The following is an 18,864-nucleotide window of genomic DNA, read 5'->3' on the forward strand; positions in this document are numbered from 1 at the left end:
CCGAGGGGCGGTCCAGCAACAGGTCCGCACAAGACATGGCTGTTTAGGTCCCCGCACATTCAGCGGAGACTGCCCCGATGCAGATATACGGGTTCTTTTCAAATGCGAGCGCAACGCGTGTCCCCGCGGCCGGATCGCAAGCGGGCACCGACGTGGCGCCGCTGGAGCAAAAGAGCAGATCTTCCCTTCTCAATCTTTTGCGTACGGACGATGAGACCGCCGCCAACCGCAAGGCCATTGCCAAGAAGAAATTGGACGAGTTGAAGGAGCAGATGCAGATGCTGCGGTTCTGGGCCTCGGACCCGGAGACGCTTGCAAGGCTTGCAAAACAGTTGGCCCAGCAGCTTGGCGCGGCCGCACAGCAATTCGCCGGTGGCGGCTCGTCCGGCCTGGCCGGTGGCGACACGGCGGCCGGTGCCGCATCCGCAGCAACAACGGTTGCATCGGCGGCGATGGAAGTGAATGCCGACGAGATGGCGAATGCCGGCGGCGAAGAAGGCAACAGCGCCGACAAGACAGAGCCATCGTCCCTTGCCGAACGCGCCTACCGCGAATTCAGCTCCGGGAGTTCGGAGGAAAACTCCGATGCGAGGACGGTTGCAGAGTTCAAGGCACTTGCCGAACAGCTCAAGCAATTGCTGAGGAAAGCGGAGCAGGATCTGCGCGCTGAGGGCGCTGGCAGCGACGCGGACGACGCCAGGAAAGCAAGCGCCTCCCTCACCACCTCGATTGCATCTCTGGATTCAACAGTCGGCGCGGCTGCCGGTGCCATCGCAATTCCTACAAGCGTTTCGATCTAGCGCTACTGCATGTTTCCTTAAATCCCATTCGATTTGAGGATAACAACAGGCAGCAATTCAAAGTGCTACAGCGACCTTTGCGCGTCTAATAAGACGCGCGGCGCTGTAGATCCTCGCCCGAATCGAACTCTGATGCGTCCGAGTTGGCAATTCGCGGTTCTCATCTGTGCTACCATCACCTATATGAGGGTCACAACGATCCCGGCACCGTAAGGACTGCTGGGGATCGGAGCAGAGGCACTGACCTCGGGCGGACAAGCGCGCCGCCTGACGGTGTCGACAAACGGACCGGACCATGACCACGCTTGACCAGATCATCGACGACTTCGCCTTCCTGGACGAATGGGAGGATCGCTACCGCTATGTGATCGAACTCGGCAAGGCCCTGCCCGAGATGCCGGACGCCAAGCGCACCAGTGAGAACAAGGTGCAAGGCTGCGCCAGCCAGGTCTGGCTCGCCACCCAGGCGACCGGCGACCCGGAAGATCCGGTATTGCTCTTCGAAGGCGAGTCCGACGCCCACATCGTGCGCGGACTGGTCGCCATTGTGCTTACGATCTATTCCGGCAAGCGTGCCTCCGAGATTTCCAGGCTGGATGCCATCGTTACTTTCAGCAAGATCGGCCTGATCGAACATCTGTCGACGCAACGGGCGAACGGCCTGCGCTCGATGATCCGGCGGATCAAGAACGAAGCCGAGACCCGCCTCGCCGCCTGAGATCGCGGCCGTCCCCATGCATTCACACAATCGCCGAACTTGCGCGAATGTGAGCGTCGCCCGGCACCACAAGCGTTGCGCGACGCAGCCATTTTGACGCTGACAATGCCTGAGGATCCGTGCCGGCCAATCGCTACCGGCCGAATGCCTGGCGAACAGCTATTCACCCCGCTCCGCTTGTGCGGTGAACGCAGATGACACCAGGCGCTCGATCGTCTCTATGAACGCATCGAAATCGGCAGCATCCCGTCGATCCTCGATGACGGAGCAGGCATGCCGGACGGTCGTCCGGTCTCGCTCGAAAGCGTTGGCGATATCGCCTTGCGATATTTGCAGGACGACATGGCAGACATACATGGCGATCTGGCGCACATGGCATTTGGCGCGTCTCCTATCACGAAGAAGCGGTATCCGGTCTGCGGCAAGATGCACCGCTTCGGCCGTCAGATTTTGCACGAGGCGGCAGGTCAACCGCGTCGACATCTCACGCGCGCCGCCCTGCCCGCGCTTCACTGCAGCAACCTGCCCTGCCGTCAACGCGGCCGTCTTGAGATGATGGACCGTCCCGGATGAAAATTCGTTTCGGCCGTCGGCTTCGATAAAGGACATATGAAAACCCCTTCAATAGGAATTAATTCATATATCCATTTCTCGGGAGGGGAATAAGGAAATTTTTTGCACACTTTCCCGCCCCTTTTGCGTCCAGTTGCAGCTACAGCCTACTGCATGTTTCCTTAAATCGTATCCGATTCAAGGATAAGAACATGCAGCAATTCAAAGTGCCACAGCGACCTTTGCGCGTCTAATAAGACGCGCGGCGCTGTAGCGTCGCGAATAGGCGCATTTTCCCAAGCTGAACACACAAAGGCCGGGCGACAGCCCGGCCTTTGTGTGTTCAGTTACGCTCCGCCCCTCGAACCAGACCGGCGCAGGGCGCGGTCGTGGCGATGGGCGGCAGGTCAGCTTACTTGCCGCGACGCTTGCGACGCTGGCCGAGACCCATTTCCTTGGCGAGCCGCGAACGTGCTTCGGCATAGGCAGGAGCAACCATCGGGTAGTCGGTCGGCAGATCCCACTTCTCGCGATATTCTTCCGGCGACAGGCTGTGATGCGTCATCAGGTGGCGCTTCAGCGACTTGAAGGTACCGCCGCATTCCAGGCAGGTGATCTGATCGTCCTGCACGGATTTGCGGACCGATACGGCCGGCTTCGGTTTTTCAACGGGGACCACGACCGGCGTAGGTGCCGCCGTGTTGTTGAGAGCCAAATGGACGTCGGCGATCAGCGTGGAGAGCTCGGCAGCCGGAACGACATGGTTGCTGACGTAAGCGGACACGATCTCAGCCGTCAGCTCAACCAGAAGTTCATGGCTCGCGCCAAGCGTTGTTTCAGTCATTTCTTTCTCCTATCGGAATACAGCACAAGCCCGAAACATGTTTCAGGGAGAGGAATACGTGCAAATGCCGTCGGGAAGCCTTCGCTGCCTTGGGATAGACCATCAATCGTACAGCAAGGACAAATTCTTGCCGCAATATCAAGAGTTGGAATTTTGATCACGAAACCTATTGCCGAGTCGCTGGAACAACCAACCTCTCAAAGCAACAGCCAATATTCACAACTCAAGCTGGAATTTCAGCTCTAAGTATTTTTCACAACGACACTTTACATTTACTCGATTAACATTGATCAGCGAAAATTCCAAACATAAATTTGCCCGCCGCTAGCAACTTTATTTCGAAATTGCTGACGCGGCGGCGCTCTATCGGAATGTTCTGAAATACAAAATCAGAAACGTTGCCGTTCAATGCCGGCGCGGCTCTTCCTTTTGCGGAAGCTGATCTATGACCGACTGTTTCGCCAGCCTGTAACCCGCCTGATGAGCAGCCTTTGCCAAGAGATGGGCAGAAATCGGAGCGGTCAGTACGAAGAAGAAGAAGCCCGCCAGCGCCCGAAACAATATTGCCACGTCGAGCGAGTGCAGTCCCGCGGCCAGAAGCAGCAGGCCCGAACCGACGGTGCCCGCCTTGGAGGCCGCATGCATGCGGGTGTAGAGGTCGGGAAAGCGCACGATGCCGATTGCCGCCAGCAGGGAAAAGGTGGCGCCGCCGACAAGCAGGACAGCAACAGAAAGCGTAATGATGGCCTCAAACATCGGTTCTATCAGCGTCCCCCTTTGCGTTTGCGTCGGGCAACTTTCGCCTGCGGCGTCCGACCTCGCTTTCCGGCACCGGCCGCAGCCTGCTCCGGGCTCGCCTTCTCCGGCGAGAGACCGCGCGCCAGAACAAAGCGGGCAAAGGCGACGGTTGCGAGAAAGCCGACCAGTCCAAGGGCGATGGCGATATCGATATAGAGATTGAAGCCGGTGCGGATGGCAACGACCGCAATCAGGCCTATGGCGATCGCCACGAGCATATCGAGGCCCAGGACCCGATCGGGCAGTGTTGGGCCGCGGATGATGCGCCACACGGTCACCAGCAGCGCCAGTGACAAGAGCGCGAGCGCGAAGACGGTGGCGCCGCTGAGTATCTGCTCCGGCATCGTCATTCGAAGGCCTCCTTGATCCGACGCTCGAAGCCGTTGGCAAGATCGCGCCTGAGGCCACCGGGGTCCGCACAATCAAGCGCGTGCACATAGAGGGTCTTGCGATCCTCGGAGACGTCGACCGAAAGCGTGCCGGGCGTCAGCGTGATCAGGTTGGCAAGCAACGCAATCTCGAAGTCGCTCTTGATCGTCAGCGGGTAGGAGAAGATGCCCGGCTTCAGCCGCATTTTCGGCTGAACGACCAAGAGAGCGACCTTGGTCGCCGAGACTGCCAGCTCTTTGAAGAACAATGCGGTCAGCAGCAGGATCTTCAGCGGTCGAACCGGATAGGCAACAGGCTGCAATTCGCGCCGGATCAGCCACAGGGATAGCGCGCCGACTGCAAAGCCGAGCAACAGGTTCGGCACGCTGAGACTGCCGCTGATTGCAGCCCAGATCGCAGTGAAGATCAGATTGATCCAAAGGAACTTGATCATCGGGCGGCTCCCGGGAAGACCGAGTTCAGATAGCTCGACGGTTCCGAAAGCCCGGCGGCAGCATTCTGGATCGTTGCAAGCAGCGGCTCGGGATAAAGGCCGATCGCGAGCGTCAGCATCGTCAGCGCCGCAAGCGGCAGAAGAATGGCGGCCGGGATCTGCGTCTCGGCCGTTGCCGCCTGCCCGTCTGCCGTGTCCCGCCAATAGGCAAGCAGGAAGAAACGACCGGTGGCGATCGTCGTGAGGAAACCGGTGACGAGCAGCACTGCGGCAAGCCACCAGGCGCCAATGTCGAGTGCGGCCTTGACCAGCATGACCTTCGGCCAGAAGCCCGAGAACGGCGGCAGGCCGGACACGGCAAAGGCAAGCATCAGGCTGATCGCAGCGAAACCGACATGGCGGCGGTAAAGACCGGCAAGCGAGGACAACGAGAAGCTGCCGCCGAGTTTCGCTGCCACGCCGGAAGCAAAGTAAAGCGCCGTCATCACAAGCATCGAATGCAGCGCATAGAAGATCGCGCCGCCGATGCCACCCGGCCCGCCAACGGCGATGCCGGCGAGGATCGAGCCGATGCCGGAGATCACGAGATAACCGAGCATGCGACGGAAATCCGACTGCGCCAGCGCCCCGAACACACCGACCAGCATCGTCAGGGCGCCGACCGCCGCGATGACGAAACTGAGTTCTTCCCGTTCCAACGGCAACAGCATCACCGTCACACGGATCAGAGCGTAGATCCCGACCTTGGTCAGCAGACCAGCAAAGAGCGCGGACACGACGACACGCGGCGTATGATAGGACGCCGGGAGCCAGAAATTGACGGGGAATGCCGCAGCCTTCATGCCGAAGGCCAAAAGGAACAAGGCCGTCAGCGTCATCAGCGGCGCGGTGCCGCGCAGGCCCTCCGCCTTGCGGGCAATATCGGCCATGTTGAGCGTGCCGAAGCTTGCGTAGAGATAACCGGTGGTGATCAGGAAAAGCGTCGTCGCGACGAGGTTGAGGAAACCGTATTTCACCGCGCCGTCGATCTGCTCGCGCTCGGAGCCGAGCACGATCAGGCCGAAGGACGAGATCAGCAGCACCTCGAACCAGACATAGAGATTGAAGACGTCGCCGGTCAGAAATGCACCGGAGACGCCCGCCATCAACAGCATCAGGAAGGGATAGAAGCCGTATCGCCGGCCGCTGTCGTTGATATCGGCAAGCGAGTAGATGCCGCCGGCAAGCGCGACGATGGAGGCCGCAAGCGCAAAGAGCGCGCCGGTCAGATCGACGGTAAAGGCTATCCCGAAAGGCGGCAGCCAGCGCCCCATGACCATCGTCACCGGGCCGCTGGCGATCACGTGTTGAAGCAGCAGCCCGTCGATCACCACCAGACCGGCAAGCCCGGCCACCGCGACGAACGGGTGCAGGCCGATCGGACGGCGCAGCATGACCAGCAGCGCGCCGATCGCCAGGCACCAGGCAACCGGAAGGATCACCAGCCAGTCGGCAGCCGCAACCGGCTCGAGAACGAGGGCAGCGGAGAGATCGGCGGGAGGTGAAGTCGAAACGGCCATGGGTCGGTCAGTATCCAAGCGGCGGAGCCGGCTCTTCTTCCGGCTCGGCGACGCGCATCTCGTCGGTGTTGTCGGTCGAAAGATCCTCGTAGGCGCGCCAGGCCAGGACCAGCAGGAAAGCAAAGAAAGAGAAGGAGATGACGATCGCCGTCAGGATGAGAGCCTGCGGCAGCGCATTCGCCGCCGGCCCTGCGAGCGTATCGGCGCCCTCCGGAATGACGGGCGGCACGCCGCGCGTCAACCGGCCACCGGTGAAGATCAAAAGGTTGACGGCATTGCCGAGGACCGCCACGCCCAAAAGAACGCGAATGATGTATTTCGACAGCAACAGGTAGATGGCAACGGTAAAGAAGATGCCGACGAGCAGCGCGAACCATGCCTCCATCATTCACCTCCCCGCTCTTCGAGCGACAGGGCGATCGAGCTGATGGCGCCGACGACGACGAGATAGACGCCACCATCGAACAGCATCACCGTCGACAGCGGCACCTCCACGCCAAGCAAGGAAGGATAGATCCAAAGCCCGGTCATGAACGGCACGCGCGCAGCCATCGAGATCAGGCCGGCGATGGTGGCAGCGAAGAGGCCGGCGCCGGCAATCGCCATCGGATGGAAATAAATGGCGCGACGTACCGTCTCCACGCCGCAGGCGATACCGTAGATCGCCAGCGCCGACACGGCGATCAGCCCGCCGATGAAGCCGCCACCCGGCTCGTTGTGGCCGCGCAACAGGACGAAGATCGAAAACAGCACCATCAGGCTGGTCAGAAACGGCGCAACGGCACGGAAGATCACCGATCTCATGCGCCGTCCTCCGCGTCCGGGTCATTATCGGCGATGCGCCGCAGCGAGCCGGCCCTGAGGCGAACGAGAGACAGGATGGCGAGACCCGTCACCATGACGACGGCAATCTCGCCGAGCGTATCAGTGCCGCGGAAATCGACGATGATGACGTTGACGACATTGGCGCCATGCGCAACCGTCTTCGAATAGAGATTGAAGAAATCGGTCAACGAGGCATCGAAGGGCACGCCGGTCACCTTCAGCAGCATAAGCCCGAAACCGATGCCGCAGGCGAGCGCGATGGTGAAATCAGGAAGTCTCTGGCCGAGCGGCCGATGATCGGAGGGCGAGAGCCTCAACCGCGTCATCACCAGCGCAAGCACCACGACCGAAAGGGTCTCGATCATGAACTGGGTAAAGGCGAGATCCGGCGCACCGTAAAGCAGGAAGATGACGGCGACTGCAAAGCCCTGAATGCCGAGCGAGACGATCGCGGTCAGCCGGTCGGCGGCGAGAACGACAGCGAAGAGCCCGATGACGGCGATCGCCATGATCGCGAGCTCATGCAGCGGCACGTCGCCCGCAAAGAACGGTGCGCGCGGCAATTCGCCATAGTAGATCGGCGCGCCCAGGAGCACGGCGGCCACCAGCACGAAGGTCGCCGTCATATAGACTTCAAGGCGACCTGACTGCAGCCGGCGGGTCAGCGCGACGGAAAAGCGCACGAGGTTTCGCATGAACTGATCGAAACCGCGATCCGGCCCCCAGCCGATGTCACTCAGGATGGTCGCGATGAAGGCACGCAAGCGGGCGAGGTTGAGATAGCAGACAATGCCCAGAGCGATGGTGGCAAAGGACAACACCAGCGGCATGCCGATATCGGGGATCGCCGAGATCGTGATCTGCCTGGGCTCGCCGGCAATCGCCGTCGCCATCGGTGTCGACACAAGCTCGTGGGTGAGGTTGGACAACAGGGCAGCCGACAGTCCCTTGGCAGCCAGGAGTGCAGGCCCGAGCCAGAGAAGCAGCGGCGCCTCATGCGGCGACTTCGGCGTTTCGATCTTTGCGCCGATGAAGGGCTTGAGCGCGACGGCGAAAGCGACGGCAAACATCAGCGCATTGCCGAGGATGGCAAGTGAAGCGAAAACCATCGCGCGCCGGTCAAAACTAGGCAGCGCGTAGTAGATCTCCTCCTTGGCGAGGAAACCGAAAAACGGCGGCAGGCCGCCCATGGAAAGTGCTGCGGCAAGTGCGATCACGAACGTCAGCAGCATGGCGGAGCGCAGTCCGCCGAGCTTTGTGACATCGCGCGTGCCGGTTTCGTGGTCGATAATGCCGGCGACCATGAACAGCGCGCCCTTGAACAGCGAATGCGCCACCAGATAGAGCGCCGCCGCCTCGATGGCATGCGGAAAACCGAGACCGGTCAGCATCACGAGCAGGCCGAGAGATGCCATGGTGGTGTAGGCGAGCATCAGCTTCAGGTCAGTCTGGCGACAAGCGAGAACCGCGCCGATGATGAGCGTGGTGCCGCCGAAGAGCGGCAACAGCATCTGCCATTCCGGCGTTCCGCCGAGCACCGGGTTGAGGCGCATCAACAGATAGACACCGGCCTTAACCATCGTTGCGGAATGCAGATAGGCCGAAACGGGTGTCGGCGCTTCCATCGCGTTGGGCAGCCAGAAATGGAACGGAAACTGGGCAGACTTGGTAAAGGCGCCACCGAGCACCAACAGCAACGCGGCGAGATAGAACGGGCTCTCGCGCATCTCCGGACCGAAAGACGTCAACAACGAAAGCTGGGTGACACCGGTGACATTCCAGATGATCAACAGGCCCGCGAGCAGAAACAGCCCGCCTCCCCCGGTGACCACCAACGCCTGCAGGGCGGCGCGCCGGGCGGCTTCGCGCGAATGGTCGAAGCCGATCAGCAGGAACGAGGTGATCGAGGTCAGCTCCCAGAAAACGAAGAGCATCAGGAAACTGTCGGACACGACGAGCCCGAGCATCGATCCCATGAACATCAGGATGAACGAGAAGAACCGCCCCTGCTGGGGGTGGCCCTTCAGGTAGCCCCCGGAATAGAGCACGATCAACGCGCCGATACCGGCAATCAAAAGCACGAAGGTCAGGGACAGGCCATCGATCAGCCAGGAGAAACTGACATTGAACGACGGAATCCACTCATAGCCGCCGGTGACGACTTCGCCACGAGAGACTTCCGGCCAAAAGCCCATGAAGTGCAGGACGATCGCGGCAGGAAAAAGCGCCAGGATCCAGGCCGCGTTATGCCCAAGGAGTCGGGTCAGGAGCGGCGCGACGAGTGCCGCGACGAAAGGGAGAGCAAGAGCCAGCAATGTCAGGGCCGCAACATCCATCGTCCGGGCCAGCTCCTTTGCGCTTTGATTGATTGATCGACGAACGAACGAACACCCGACATAAAAGAAGGGTAAAGGCGCCTCAAGGGTAAATCGGGTAAAATCGACGTTATGCGCTGTTAAGTCCGGCAAATGCCCGGAAAATCTCCAGTTTTCTCGTGAGATTGGTGGTCACGTTTGACCGACAAGGCAAAATCATCCGATGCGACATCGCCTTGGCATACACGTCCGCACAACACCGGTCATCGCCGCCGATCGGCCTGCGCATGCGATTAAAGTGTTGTTAGCAACATCCAGTGGTATCGATGGCATGAAACGCGCTGTATCTGGTAATTCGTCGCGATTGGATGGTATCTCCGATATAAGATACGCAGCGGCACAGATGCCGACTTCGACCGAAGGCCAACGCCCTTTCCTCGATAAGTTGAAGATAGGCAAGCATTTGAATTTTCAGGGGCTTCAGCGCCATTTCATGCTTCCCGCCGGGCGTGGCATGCTGTAATTCAAAGTGCTACAGCGACCTTTGCGCGTCTAACAAGACGCGCGGCGCTGTAGATCGTTCGTTATCGCTGATTGACTGATGCACCGAATTGCACGGCGTTTCTCTTGAACCTGCGAGGTCTGGCTTGGAACGGTCTCACATTGTGGCGGTGACCAGTGTACTTGCGGCGCTGGGCGCCATCCTTCCGATCGTCGCCGCGTTCTATCTCTCCTGGTCAGTCGCCACCAGCAGAGAGGAGACCCGCCTCAGCCGCCTTGCCGAATATGCGATCATGCGTACCAATACGGCGTTCGGCGAAGCAACATCCGCGCTCAAGTCTGCCGACCAATTCAGCTTCACGCCCTGCTCCCAGCAACATATCGCGGCGATGCGCGCTCTGGTTGTCAACACGCGCTCCGTCGAGGATATCGGTTACTTCGAGGGCGATGCGCTCAAATGCTCCTCCTGGGGCAAGCCGGAAACGAGCGTCGGCCGCGGGCAAGTCGACTTCACCACAGCCAGCGGCATCGGCGTGTCGGCCCGGGTTCATCCGACGATCAGCAACGGTCGGGCGATGCTGGGATTCCGGTACCGATCCTACAGCGTGCTGACCGATCCGGCTCGGCTCGTCGACGTGCTCGCCACCCCGGATACGCGCCTTGCGATCGCCAGCGATACCGGCACCCTCGTCAGCGAATTGAACAACCCGGATGCATCGTTGATCAAGCGGCTGATCGAGCATACGCAGACCGGCACCGATGCGGACAATCTGTTTGCCACCGCGACCGGCTCCGGCTGGATTGCCATTGCAACATCGTCACGGGCGTTGCTGCTGAAAGATCTCGGCCGCGAACGGCTACTGCTCCTGCCGCTCGGCGCGATCGTCGCTGCGCTAATGGTCGGCCTCGTCTTCTGGCTGTCGCGGCGGCGTCTGTCGCCGCTCGGCGAACTCTCGATCGCCGTGCAACGCCGCGAATTCATCGTGCACTACCAGCCGCTCATCGAGATGAAGACCGGCATCTGCGTCGGCGCGGAAGCGCTGGTCCGTTGGCGCAGACCCGACGGTTCGCTGGTCAGGCCCGATACCTTTATCCCGCTCGCAGAGGAAAGCGGCCTGATCCAGGCCATTACCGATCAGGTCATCGGCAGGGTTATCAAGGATCTCGGGCCGGTCCTTGTCGCCGACCGCTCGCTACACATCGCCATCAATCTGTCGGCCGACGACATCAAGTCCGGGCGCGTCCTGCCGGTTATCCAGGCGGCGCTTGCAAACTCCGGCGTCCTCACCGAGCAGATCTGGCTCGAGGCGACCGAACGCGGTTTCATGGACGTGAAATCCGCCCGCGCAACGATCGAGGAAGCCCGTCGGCTCGGCCATTCGGTAGCGATCGACGATTTCGGCACCGGCTATTCCAGCCTGCAATATATCCAGGACCTGCCGCTCGACGCATTGAAGATCGACAAGTCGTTTATCGATACGGTGGGTCTCGTCTCGGCGACCAGCGCCGTTACTCCGCACATCATCGACATCGCCAAATCGCTGAACCTCTACATCGTCGCCGAAGGCATCGAACGACAGGAGCAGGCGGACTATCTGCTCGCGCGCGGCGTGCAATACGGCCAGGGCTGGCTCTATTCCAAGGCCCTACCAGCGCCCGAGTTCATCGCATTCTACAACGACAGCAAACGTGTTCACGGTGCCGGCCCAACCGTGATCCGACGAGATATTCCCGAGGTGCCGCCGGCCGTCGGCGGCGATTGAAAACGGCGCCCGGCCAGTCCACGATCAATCCGTTGCGATTGCGGCGCGAAGGCACGCTGATCGGCCAAACTGACGGTCGCGGTCACACGACGAGGCTGTCGAGATAGGCTGCAGCCTCGTTGGCGCCGATGCGCACCCATATCGGCACGCGAGCGTGATTTGCGGCGCGTCACCGCCGATCCTATATAGTCGCGAAAATCACAGGGAGATCTTCGATGAGAGACGCAAGGGCGGCGAAAGTGATCAAGAGCGAAGCGGAGTGGCGCGCGCAGTTGTCGCCCGAACAGTACCGCATCACCCGCGAGCACGGCACCGAGCGCCCTTTCACCGGCCCGTTCCTCGCCAACAAGAAGGCGGGCACCTATGAATGCGTCTGCTGCGGCCGGGCGCTGTTCCGCTCCGATACCAAGTTCGATTCCGGTTGCGGCTGGCCGAGCTATTTCGCGGCGATCGACGACGAGGCGATCCGCGAGATCGAGGACCGTTCGCACTTCATGGTGCGCACAGAAATCCGCTGCGCCGACTGCGATGCCCATCTCGGACACGTCTTTCCCGACGGCCCGCCGCCGACCGGTCTGCGCTACTGTCTCAATGGTCACGCGATGACGTTTACCGAGGATTGACGCAAACAGACGGAAGCATTCGCAAGCTCAGCGCTGTTCCAATAGAAACAGCTGTTCGTGCACGGATGTGCTATTGATAGTGAAACCGTCGAAGCAAGCCGGAAGGAGGTCCGCATGCGTCGCATTCTGGCTGCATTCGTTCTTCTGTTCTCGGCTGCTTGCCCGGCCGCGGCAGACAATGACTGGCACGCCTACGCCAATCCCCGCTTCGGCTATATTCTCGACATTCCGCCGGGCTTCGAAGTGCAAGGTGAAGCCGACAATGGCGACGGTGTCAGCTTTCATGCCAACGATAACGGCGCCACGCTCTCCGTTTTTGGCAGTGAACTTGTCGATGGCGATTTCGAGATCGACGTCAACGACCGCATGGCGACCGAGCGGGAAGACCAATGGCGGATTTCCTATTCACGCGTGACCTCAGCCTGGGCCAGTTTCTCGGGCGTACGCGGCGAGGAAGTGTTTTACACACGCGCCATCGCACTCTGCGACGGCAGCGCCGCCTATTTCCGTCTGCAGTACCGCAAGAGCCGGTTGACCAGCTTCGATGGCGTCATCTCGCGGATGGCGGAGGCTCTGAGGCCCTCGGAAGGCTGCCAGCAGACGCCAGTGGCGGCAGCCCCCGTAGCCGCCCCGAACTGAGCGCCCGGATTTTTTGATCAGGAAATCGCCGTGCCGCTCAGACAGCTGACGACGGCCGAATAATGCACTGCGGCGCCGGTGACGACGAAGGAATGCCAGATGGCGTTCTGGAACCGCAGCTTTTCCCAGACATGGAAAATCACGCCGGCGGAATAGATGATGCCGCCGATCAGGATCAGCACGAACGTTGTCGCCGAGAGTGCCGACAATAACGGCCCCACCGCAAGCACGCCGCTCCAGCCCATGGCGAGATAGAGCAGGATCGCAAGCCGGTCGAAGCGGCCGGGGAAGAGGCACTTGATCACCACGCCGAGGGTGGCGATCGCCCAGATGCCAATCAACATCGCAAACAGGAACGGATCCTCCCAGCCGCGCTGGAGGAAGGGCGTGTAGGTGGCGGCGATCAGCACGAAAATGGACGAGTGGTCGAAACGGCGCAGAAACCATTTGGTCCGCGAAACCGGGTAGAGGTTGTAGAGGAACGAAATCGACAAGGTTGCCAGCAGTCCCGCGCCATAGATCGCGGCGGCAGCAAGCTGGCCGGTCGTGCTCCAGAGCATCGCGTAAAAGATAAGTGCTGTTACGCCGACGAGGGCCGCTGCAAGGCCGACGCCGTGCACGATGCCATCGGCAATCAGTTCCGATCGATCGTAGTTCCACTTGACGCCGGCGAATTCCACTTTACCCCGCTTCCGACCTTCTTTCGCGCTCAGGCGGCGGTCGTCTTGCTTATTTGCCTTATCCTGCCACAGCCTGGCGCCGTGGCAAAGTGCTCGACGATGGCGAAAGCATCAACTTTTGCAACGCATTACAACAGAGACATGACGTGATTGCGAAGACGGACGTCCCTTGTCTGCAGCACGGGTTGCGACCAAATTGTCCGCAGAGGCGGGAGAACAACGTCCAAAGGAGAGTTTTGCTGCGCACGCCGGAGCCGGGACAGGCAGCAATCCTGACGGCGCTTTGCCTAAGATCAAAGGCCGTCTGGGGCTATGACGAGGCCTTCATGGCCGCCTGCCGCCCGGCCTTGACGGTGACGGCGGACGACTGGATGCAGTCGGATATCCAGATTGCCGTTCAGGATGACGATATCGTCGGCATGGCGCAGGTCCTGTATCACGGAGAGATCGCCGATCTCGACAAGCTGTTCGTCGATCCGGCCGCGCTGGGTGGCGGGATCGGCCGACGCCTGTTCGAATGGAGCGTGGAAACGGCGCTGCGCAAGGGTGCGAAGGTCATGACTGTCGATGCCGACCCGGGCGCAGCCGATTTCTATCGCCGGCTGGGGGCGGTCGATGACGGAGTGGTCGCCTCTGTTATACCAGGACGGTTCTTGCCGAGATTGAAGCTCGACCTGACGAGCGTCAGGTAAGTCCGGATCACCTACTGCATGTTTCGTTAAATCCTATTCGATTTAAGGATAAAAACATGCAGCAATTCAAAGTGTTACAGCGACCTTTGCGCGTCTAGTAAGACGCGCGGCGCTGTAAGACGTAGCAGCGAGGCTGCCTATCGCAAGCAGCCTCTAGGGCAAGTAACAGTCGCCGAAAAACATCGTCACTTCGCGCCGGCGGCGACCTCGGCGGCGCATTCCTGGCAGAGCGGCGCATGGGGCACGGCATTGAGCCGTTCTGCGGAAATCGGTAGGCCGCAACGCACGCAGGTTCCGAAGGTGCCGGCCGCAATACGGTCGAGCGCCGCGTCGATCCCACGGATCTCCTCCTGACCGGCAAGGCCAATGCCCTCCAGCACCTCGTCGTTCTCCCGTTCGGTTACCCGATCCGGCACGTCGGCATTCATCGGCTCATCGAGATCGTGCTCGATCTTCACCAGTCGGCCGTAGAGTTCGCGTTTGCGGCTGCTCAGCCGTTCACGAAAGTCGTCAAGCGCAAGCTTGTCCATGGGAAGACTCCTTGAAGTCGTGGCGCTTCGGGCGCGCCCCGCTCCTGTTCTTGATTGTTGGCGGCTCACCGGTCGACGAGAACGGCGCAGGGGCAATGGCTGACGACCCGGCTGGCGGTCGATCCGATGAAATAGTCAATGAGACCCGGCCGGTGCGAGGCAATGATGACGAGGTCGGCGTTTTCTTCGTGGGCGAGCGCATTGATCGTGCCGGCCGCGCCGCCGGTGCGGATCTCGATGCGTCCATTGATTCCGTGCTTGGCCTTCATCGCTTCCAGCGTCTTCGTCGCATGCTTGCGCGATTCCTCGACCATCTCAAGCGGGAAATCGACGATCATGTAGCCCTGGGCATAGGCGTTCAGATCCTCGACGACATTGAGCAGAACAATCTCGCCCCCTTCATCGATCAGCTTTTCTGCAATGCCGAGCACGGACTCGCCATGCTCCAGCTGATCCATGGCAATAGGGACGATGATCTTCTTGTACATGCTGCACTCCTTTGCGTTGCCTACCCGGATCGCCGGCACCGAAATGCGGGGGCAAATCCCACGCATTCGAGACTGAGCCCAGACGGTTCTTCCGGCATTGATTGAAATCAAATCGAAAGCGCCGCGATCGCATTGCCCTGTGTAATTGAGCTAGGGCGACAACGGCCACTGTCAACGCTCATCGAACACAACATCAAATGACTGACGGTCTTCCGTGAACGCCGACTTCGGCCCATATTCACCGGGCAGTTTCAACGAAACTGAGGCCCGAAAGGGCCACCGGTTTCGCCGCGCAAGGAGACAACAGATGATATCCACCCAGAGCACACCGCCTATCGACATTGCGGCCAATCACGCATTGGCGATGCCGGCGCATGTCGATCATTCGCATCTGGTCGTGGAGGATCTGGCGACAGTGTCGCAGTGGTATCAGCGCATCATGGGTCTTAAGCCGCTTGAGACGAGCGCCAGCGGCGAGACGCTGGGCGTTGGCGCCCGGCCGCTGTTGACGCTGACCACGGCCGGCAATGTCGCCAGGGCGCCACGAAACGCACCTGGTCTCTTTCATACCGCTTTCCTCGTTCCGAACCGTCAGGAACTAGGACGCTGGCTCGCCCATGCCGCCCATAACAATGTCCGCCTGCAGGGCGCGTCCGACCATCTCGTCAGCGAAGCGATCTATCTCGCCGACCCGGAAGGCAACGGCATCGAGGTCTATCGTGATCGGCCGCGGACCGATTGGAACTTCAAGCCGGACGGAACCGTCGGCATGGATACGCTGCCGCTCAACCTGCAGGCGCTCTATGACGAGGCGCCGAAAGACGACTGGAACGGGCTTGCCGACGGTACCGGCATCGGGCACATCCATCTGCAGGTGTCCGATATCCCCGAGGCAGACGCGTTCTTTCGGGACGTGCTGGGGCTCGGGTTGATGGCGCGCTACCCGGGCGCAAGCTTCTTCGGCTCGGGCAAATATCACCACCATGTCGCGGCCAACATCTGGAACTCTCGCGGCGCGCCCAAGCGCGAGAACAATATGACCGGCCTCTCCGACTACACGATCCAGTTCAAGGATCCGGCAGAGCTTGCAAAGGCGGTTGGCAAGCTCGACGAGATGGGCATTCAGGTCGAGCGAAACGGCACTGCTTACAATCTCGTCGATCCCTGGGGGATCGGCCTCAGGCTTGCAGCCTGACGCCGCCTCGCGACCCCTCCTCCACCGCCGCCACGACTGCGCTGCGTCGCTCACTCCGCAACGCGGTCGTATTTCTGCTGGACGACCAGTTCGACCGAGCGGCGGGGCCTTTCTGAGCGGATTCGGCAGCCGAGACGAATTCCCAGATTATCGCCAGGATTGTAAACACGCGGCACTGGCGCGCCCTGCGTCATCACGCCGCTGGAAAGATTTTGGATAATCTATCAATAAACTTGAGTAAAATAGTCTTATAATCTAACCGCACCGCCATGGGCGTCGCCACGCCCAGTGTATGCGGAGTTAATAATATGAAATACAACACTATTTTAGCGTTTGCGCTTGCAGACGCCACGATGCTTTCGTCCCCGGCCCTGGCTGTGGAGTTCAGGCCGCAGGCCGAAATCGAAGGCGGTTTCTTCAGCGGCGGTTCGGCTGTCAGTGGCGGCTTCTTCCTGCCTTTCGTGCTCGACTCCGGCAACGCCATTTTCATCGATACACGCGGAACGATAGAAAACGATAAGGTCCGGCAGGGCTCGATCGGCGCCGGTTACCGCTTCCGCGCCAATGACCAGTGGGTCATCGGCGCCTATGGCTACTACGACTATCTGAAGAGCGAGTACGGCAATTCGTTCAGCCAGGTATCCTTCGGTCTCGAGGCGCTCAGCGGCGACCTCGAAATGCGCAGCAATCTCTATCTGCCGCTTTCCGGCGCCAAGACGCTGAGCGCCTTCAATGCCGCCTATGTTCGCGACCATGTGCTCGTCGTCCAGGAAGGCAAGGAGCGCGGGCGGCGCGGGCTCGACGCCGAAATCGGCCGGCGGCTTCCGGTCTTCGACGAAGGATCAGACGTCCAGCTGAAAGTCTTCGGCGGCAGCTACTGGTACGGCGGCAAGAACCTCGACGACATGTTCGGCGCCAAGCTGCGCGCGGAGCTGACCTTCGCCAACCTGCCCGGGCTTTCCGAGGGATCGACCGTCTCACTCGGCGTTACCGGCACCTACGACAATGAGGACAAGCTCAAGGGTGCCGTCATGGCACGCCTGCGCATCCCATTCGGGGCGACGGCGAAGGCAAGTGATGCCTTCGACCCGATGGTCCAGCGTGTCGAGCGCTCGAGCAAAATCCGCACGCATGCCGGCCCAACCGGCGATGTCGAGGCGGCGCAATTCGTTGCCAACGGCCGCAACCCCGGCAAGGTCGTCAACATCTCCTCGGCGAACGGCGACGCGGCCTCGATCAACGCTCTGATCGGCGCAGCCGGGGCCGATGCGCTCATCCTTGCCGATGGCAATCTCGGTCTCAACCAGTCGCTGACGCTCGGCTCCGGCCAGGCGCTTGTCGGTGGCGGTGGCTCTATTGCGGTGCGCGGCGCAAGGAGAGGAGCAACCGCATCCTTCGTCAACCACGGAGCGGCAACGACCCTCACCGGATACAATCCGGCACAAGACGTCGTCACCATGGCGTCCGGCAGCAGCATCGCGTCGCTGTCCGTGCGCGGCGGTCTCGCCGGCATCGCCGCAGCCGATGCTGGAAACGTCTCGATCGACAATGTCGACATCTCCGCCACCAATCATGACGGCATTCGCTTCACGCGCGTCGACGGCGCGGTGGTTGAGAACAGCCGCATCCATGACCTGTTCATCTGCGAAAACAACACAGCCTGCGAGTTCTCGGTCTACAATCCCAACAAGGCACCCTATGCCGCCGTCAGCGCGATCGGCAGCACAAACGTGACCGTACGCGACACGACGATCGACAAGGTCACCTATGGCGTGTTTGCCGGCGGCGAATTCAAGAAACTCAGCCGCACCGAATACGAGCTAATCACCGGCACGACAGATATCAAGCTCGACAACGTCACCATCAGCAACTCTCGTCGCGAAGGCGTGCTGCTCGTCGCCGGCAAGGACATCCAACTCGACCGCGTGACGATCGACAATTCCAAGCAGGACCGCGACATGGATCTGGTGGTGCTGCAGGGCACGTCGAACGTTGCGATCAACGACATGCGCCTCGCCGGCGGCATCAATGGCCTGATGTTGATCTCCAGCCCGAACCTCGATGCGACGACCACCAATGTCGACGTCAAGGGCCTGAAGATCGACGGCACGCGCAACGCCGGCATCTTCTTCAACCCGGTCTCGGGCATTTCGCTGCAGGACGTCACCGTCACCAATGCCGGCACCTATGGCGCCTATATCTACGGCAGCGACTATGAGTTCCTCGGCGGCGCCGCGAGCAACATCGTTCTCAACAACATGACGGTCGACAAGGCCGGTACGGCGGGCCTCTACTTCTCCGGCCCGGCTGCCGACATAAAGGGCAATGTCAGCGTCACCAACACACCGAAGGATTGCCTGCTCGACACCGGTTGGGCACCCGGCACCATCACGCAGGCTCCCGGCTCGGTGCTGACCGTGAACGGTTCGCCGCTTGACCAGAGCAACGCCGCAAGCCGTTGCCGATAACATTTGCGGCCACGCCCTCCATGTGGGGGCGTGGCTTTCTTTTGCTGGAGA

At 60.8% G+C, this 18,864-nt stretch carries 21 protein-coding genes; 9 read left to right on the forward strand and 12 right to left on the reverse strand.

Going from position 1 to position 18,864, the window contains the following annotated elements; genetic code table 11:
- Nucleotides 1-77 precede the first annotated feature (77 nt).
- The gene (locus IB264_RS06065) at nucleotides 78-800 is read left to right on the forward strand and encodes a hypothetical protein (RefSeq protein ID WP_025426325.1); all 723 of its coding nucleotides are present in this window, start codon (nucleotides 78-80) and stop codon (nucleotides 798-800) included.
- Nucleotides 801-1,095: 295 nt separating this feature from the next.
- Nucleotides 1,096-1,518, forward strand: coding sequence for a SufE family protein (locus tag IB264_RS06070; RefSeq protein WP_025426324.1), 423 nt, complete (start codon nucleotides 1,096-1,098; stop codon nucleotides 1,516-1,518).
- Between the two features lie 159 nt (nucleotides 1,519-1,677).
- On the opposite strand, the gene IB264_RS06075 is transcribed toward IB264_RS06070, so the two are convergent.
- The 9 genes from IB264_RS06075 to IB264_RS06115 form a co-directional block, all read right to left on the reverse strand.
- Nucleotides 1,678-2,127: a helix-turn-helix domain-containing protein gene (locus IB264_RS06075; RefSeq protein ID WP_025426323.1), complete on the reverse strand. Its 450-nt coding sequence runs from the start codon at nucleotides 2,125-2,127 to the stop codon at nucleotides 1,678-1,680.
- A gap of 355 nt (nucleotides 2,128-2,482) precedes the next feature.
- A complete protein-coding gene (locus IB264_RS06080; RefSeq protein ID WP_025426322.1) occupies nucleotides 2,483-2,914 on the reverse strand; it encodes a MucR family transcriptional regulator in 432 nt (143 codons plus the stop codon).
- A gap of 405 nt (nucleotides 2,915-3,319) precedes the next feature.
- Complete coding sequence (gene mnhG / locus IB264_RS06085; protein ID WP_025426321.1) at nucleotides 3,320-3,670, reverse strand: monovalent cation/H(+) antiporter subunit G; 351 nt, start codon at nucleotides 3,668-3,670, stop codon at nucleotides 3,320-3,322.
- An 8-nt stretch (nucleotides 3,671-3,678) separates the two neighbouring features.
- Nucleotides 3,679-4,056, reverse strand: a complete 378-nt coding sequence (locus IB264_RS06090; RefSeq protein ID WP_371412233.1) for a cation:proton antiporter — start codon at nucleotides 4,054-4,056, stop codon at nucleotides 3,679-3,681.
- A 2-nt stretch (nucleotides 4,057-4,058) separates the two neighbouring features.
- Nucleotides 4,059-4,532: a Na+/H+ antiporter subunit E gene (locus IB264_RS06095; RefSeq protein WP_025426319.1), complete on the reverse strand. Its 474-nt coding sequence runs from the start codon at nucleotides 4,530-4,532 to the stop codon at nucleotides 4,059-4,061.
- Complete coding sequence (locus IB264_RS06100; RefSeq protein WP_025426318.1) at nucleotides 4,532-6,094, reverse strand: Na+/H+ antiporter subunit D; 1,563 nt, start codon at nucleotides 6,092-6,094, stop codon at nucleotides 4,532-4,534. Before IB264_RS06100 ends, IB264_RS06095 begins: the two co-directional genes overlap by 1 nt.
- 7 nt (nucleotides 6,095-6,101) lie before the next feature.
- Nucleotides 6,102-6,479 (reverse strand): Na+/H+ antiporter subunit C, encoded by a 378-nt coding sequence (locus IB264_RS06105; RefSeq protein ID WP_025426317.1) that lies wholly within the window; start codon nucleotides 6,477-6,479, stop codon nucleotides 6,102-6,104.
- The gene (locus tag IB264_RS06110; RefSeq protein ID WP_025426316.1) at nucleotides 6,479-6,898 is read right to left on the reverse strand and encodes a Na(+)/H(+) antiporter subunit B; all 420 of its coding nucleotides are present in this window, start codon (nucleotides 6,896-6,898) and stop codon (nucleotides 6,479-6,481) included. Before IB264_RS06110 ends, IB264_RS06105 begins: the two co-directional genes overlap by 1 nt.
- A complete protein-coding gene (locus IB264_RS06115) occupies nucleotides 6,895-9,255 on the reverse strand; it encodes a putative monovalent cation/H+ antiporter subunit A (RefSeq protein WP_025426315.1) in 2,361 nt (786 codons plus the stop codon). Before IB264_RS06115 ends, IB264_RS06110 begins: the two co-directional genes overlap by 4 nt.
- 202 nt (nucleotides 9,256-9,457) lie before the next feature.
- On the opposite strand from IB264_RS06115, the gene IB264_RS06120 reads away from it, so the two are divergent.
- From IB264_RS06120 to IB264_RS06135, 4 genes are all read left to right on the forward strand, one after another.
- On the forward strand, nucleotides 9,458-9,757 hold the full coding sequence (locus tag IB264_RS06120; protein ID WP_057221497.1) for a hypothetical protein: 300 nt from the start codon (nucleotides 9,458-9,460) through the stop codon (nucleotides 9,755-9,757).
- 124 nt (nucleotides 9,758-9,881) lie between these two features.
- Nucleotides 9,882-11,498 carry an EAL domain-containing protein gene (locus IB264_RS06125; protein ID WP_192433213.1) on the forward strand — a complete coding sequence of 539 codons (1,617 nt, stop codon included), beginning with the start codon at nucleotides 9,882-9,884 and terminating at the stop codon, nucleotides 11,496-11,498.
- A gap of 215 nt (nucleotides 11,499-11,713) precedes the next feature.
- Nucleotides 11,714-12,121, forward strand: a complete 408-nt coding sequence (msrB, locus tag IB264_RS06130) for a peptide-methionine (R)-S-oxide reductase MsrB (protein ID WP_025426313.1) — start codon at nucleotides 11,714-11,716, stop codon at nucleotides 12,119-12,121.
- A 114-nt stretch (nucleotides 12,122-12,235) separates the two neighbouring features.
- A complete protein-coding gene (locus IB264_RS06135; RefSeq protein ID WP_025426312.1) occupies nucleotides 12,236-12,760 on the forward strand; it encodes a hypothetical protein in 525 nt (174 codons plus the stop codon).
- A gap of 17 nt (nucleotides 12,761-12,777) precedes the next feature.
- Here the strand turns inward: IB264_RS06135 and IB264_RS06140 are convergent, their stop codons facing one another.
- The gene (locus IB264_RS06140; RefSeq protein WP_025426311.1) at nucleotides 12,778-13,440 is read right to left on the reverse strand and encodes a hemolysin III family protein; all 663 of its coding nucleotides are present in this window, start codon (nucleotides 13,438-13,440) and stop codon (nucleotides 12,778-12,780) included.
- A 236-nt stretch (nucleotides 13,441-13,676) separates the two neighbouring features.
- On the opposite strand from IB264_RS06140, the gene IB264_RS06145 reads away from it, so the two are divergent.
- Entirely contained in the window at nucleotides 13,677-14,132 is a 456-nt protein-coding gene (locus tag IB264_RS06145; RefSeq protein ID WP_025426310.1) for a GNAT family N-acetyltransferase, read from the forward strand.
- A 185-nt stretch (nucleotides 14,133-14,317) separates the two neighbouring features.
- Here IB264_RS06145 and IB264_RS06150 read toward each other — a convergent pair whose 3' ends face one another.
- On the reverse strand, nucleotides 14,318-14,662 hold the full coding sequence (locus IB264_RS06150; RefSeq protein WP_025426309.1) for a TraR/DksA C4-type zinc finger protein: 345 nt from the start codon (nucleotides 14,660-14,662) through the stop codon (nucleotides 14,318-14,320).
- 65 nt (nucleotides 14,663-14,727) lie between these two features.
- Nucleotides 14,728-15,150, reverse strand: coding sequence for a universal stress protein (locus IB264_RS06155; RefSeq protein ID WP_025426308.1), 423 nt, complete (start codon nucleotides 15,148-15,150; stop codon nucleotides 14,728-14,730).
- 307 nt (nucleotides 15,151-15,457) lie between these two features.
- Here IB264_RS06155 and IB264_RS06160 point away from each other — a divergent pair, with 307 nt between their 5' ends.
- Both IB264_RS06160 and IB264_RS06165 read left to right on the forward strand, forming a co-directional pair.
- Nucleotides 15,458-16,345, forward strand: coding sequence for a VOC family protein (locus tag IB264_RS06160; protein ID WP_025426307.1), 888 nt, complete (start codon nucleotides 15,458-15,460; stop codon nucleotides 16,343-16,345).
- A 308-nt stretch (nucleotides 16,346-16,653) separates the two neighbouring features.
- Entirely contained in the window at nucleotides 16,654-18,813 is a 2,160-nt protein-coding gene (locus IB264_RS06165; RefSeq protein ID WP_025426306.1) for an inverse autotransporter beta-barrel domain-containing protein, read from the forward strand.
- The last annotated feature ends 51 nt before the right edge of the window (nucleotides 18,814-18,864 follow it).

Origin of the sequence: Ensifer sp. ENS11 (assembly GCF_014851895.1) — a bacterium.
GTDB lineage: Bacteria > Pseudomonadota > Alphaproteobacteria > Rhizobiales > Rhizobiaceae > Ensifer > Ensifer canadensis.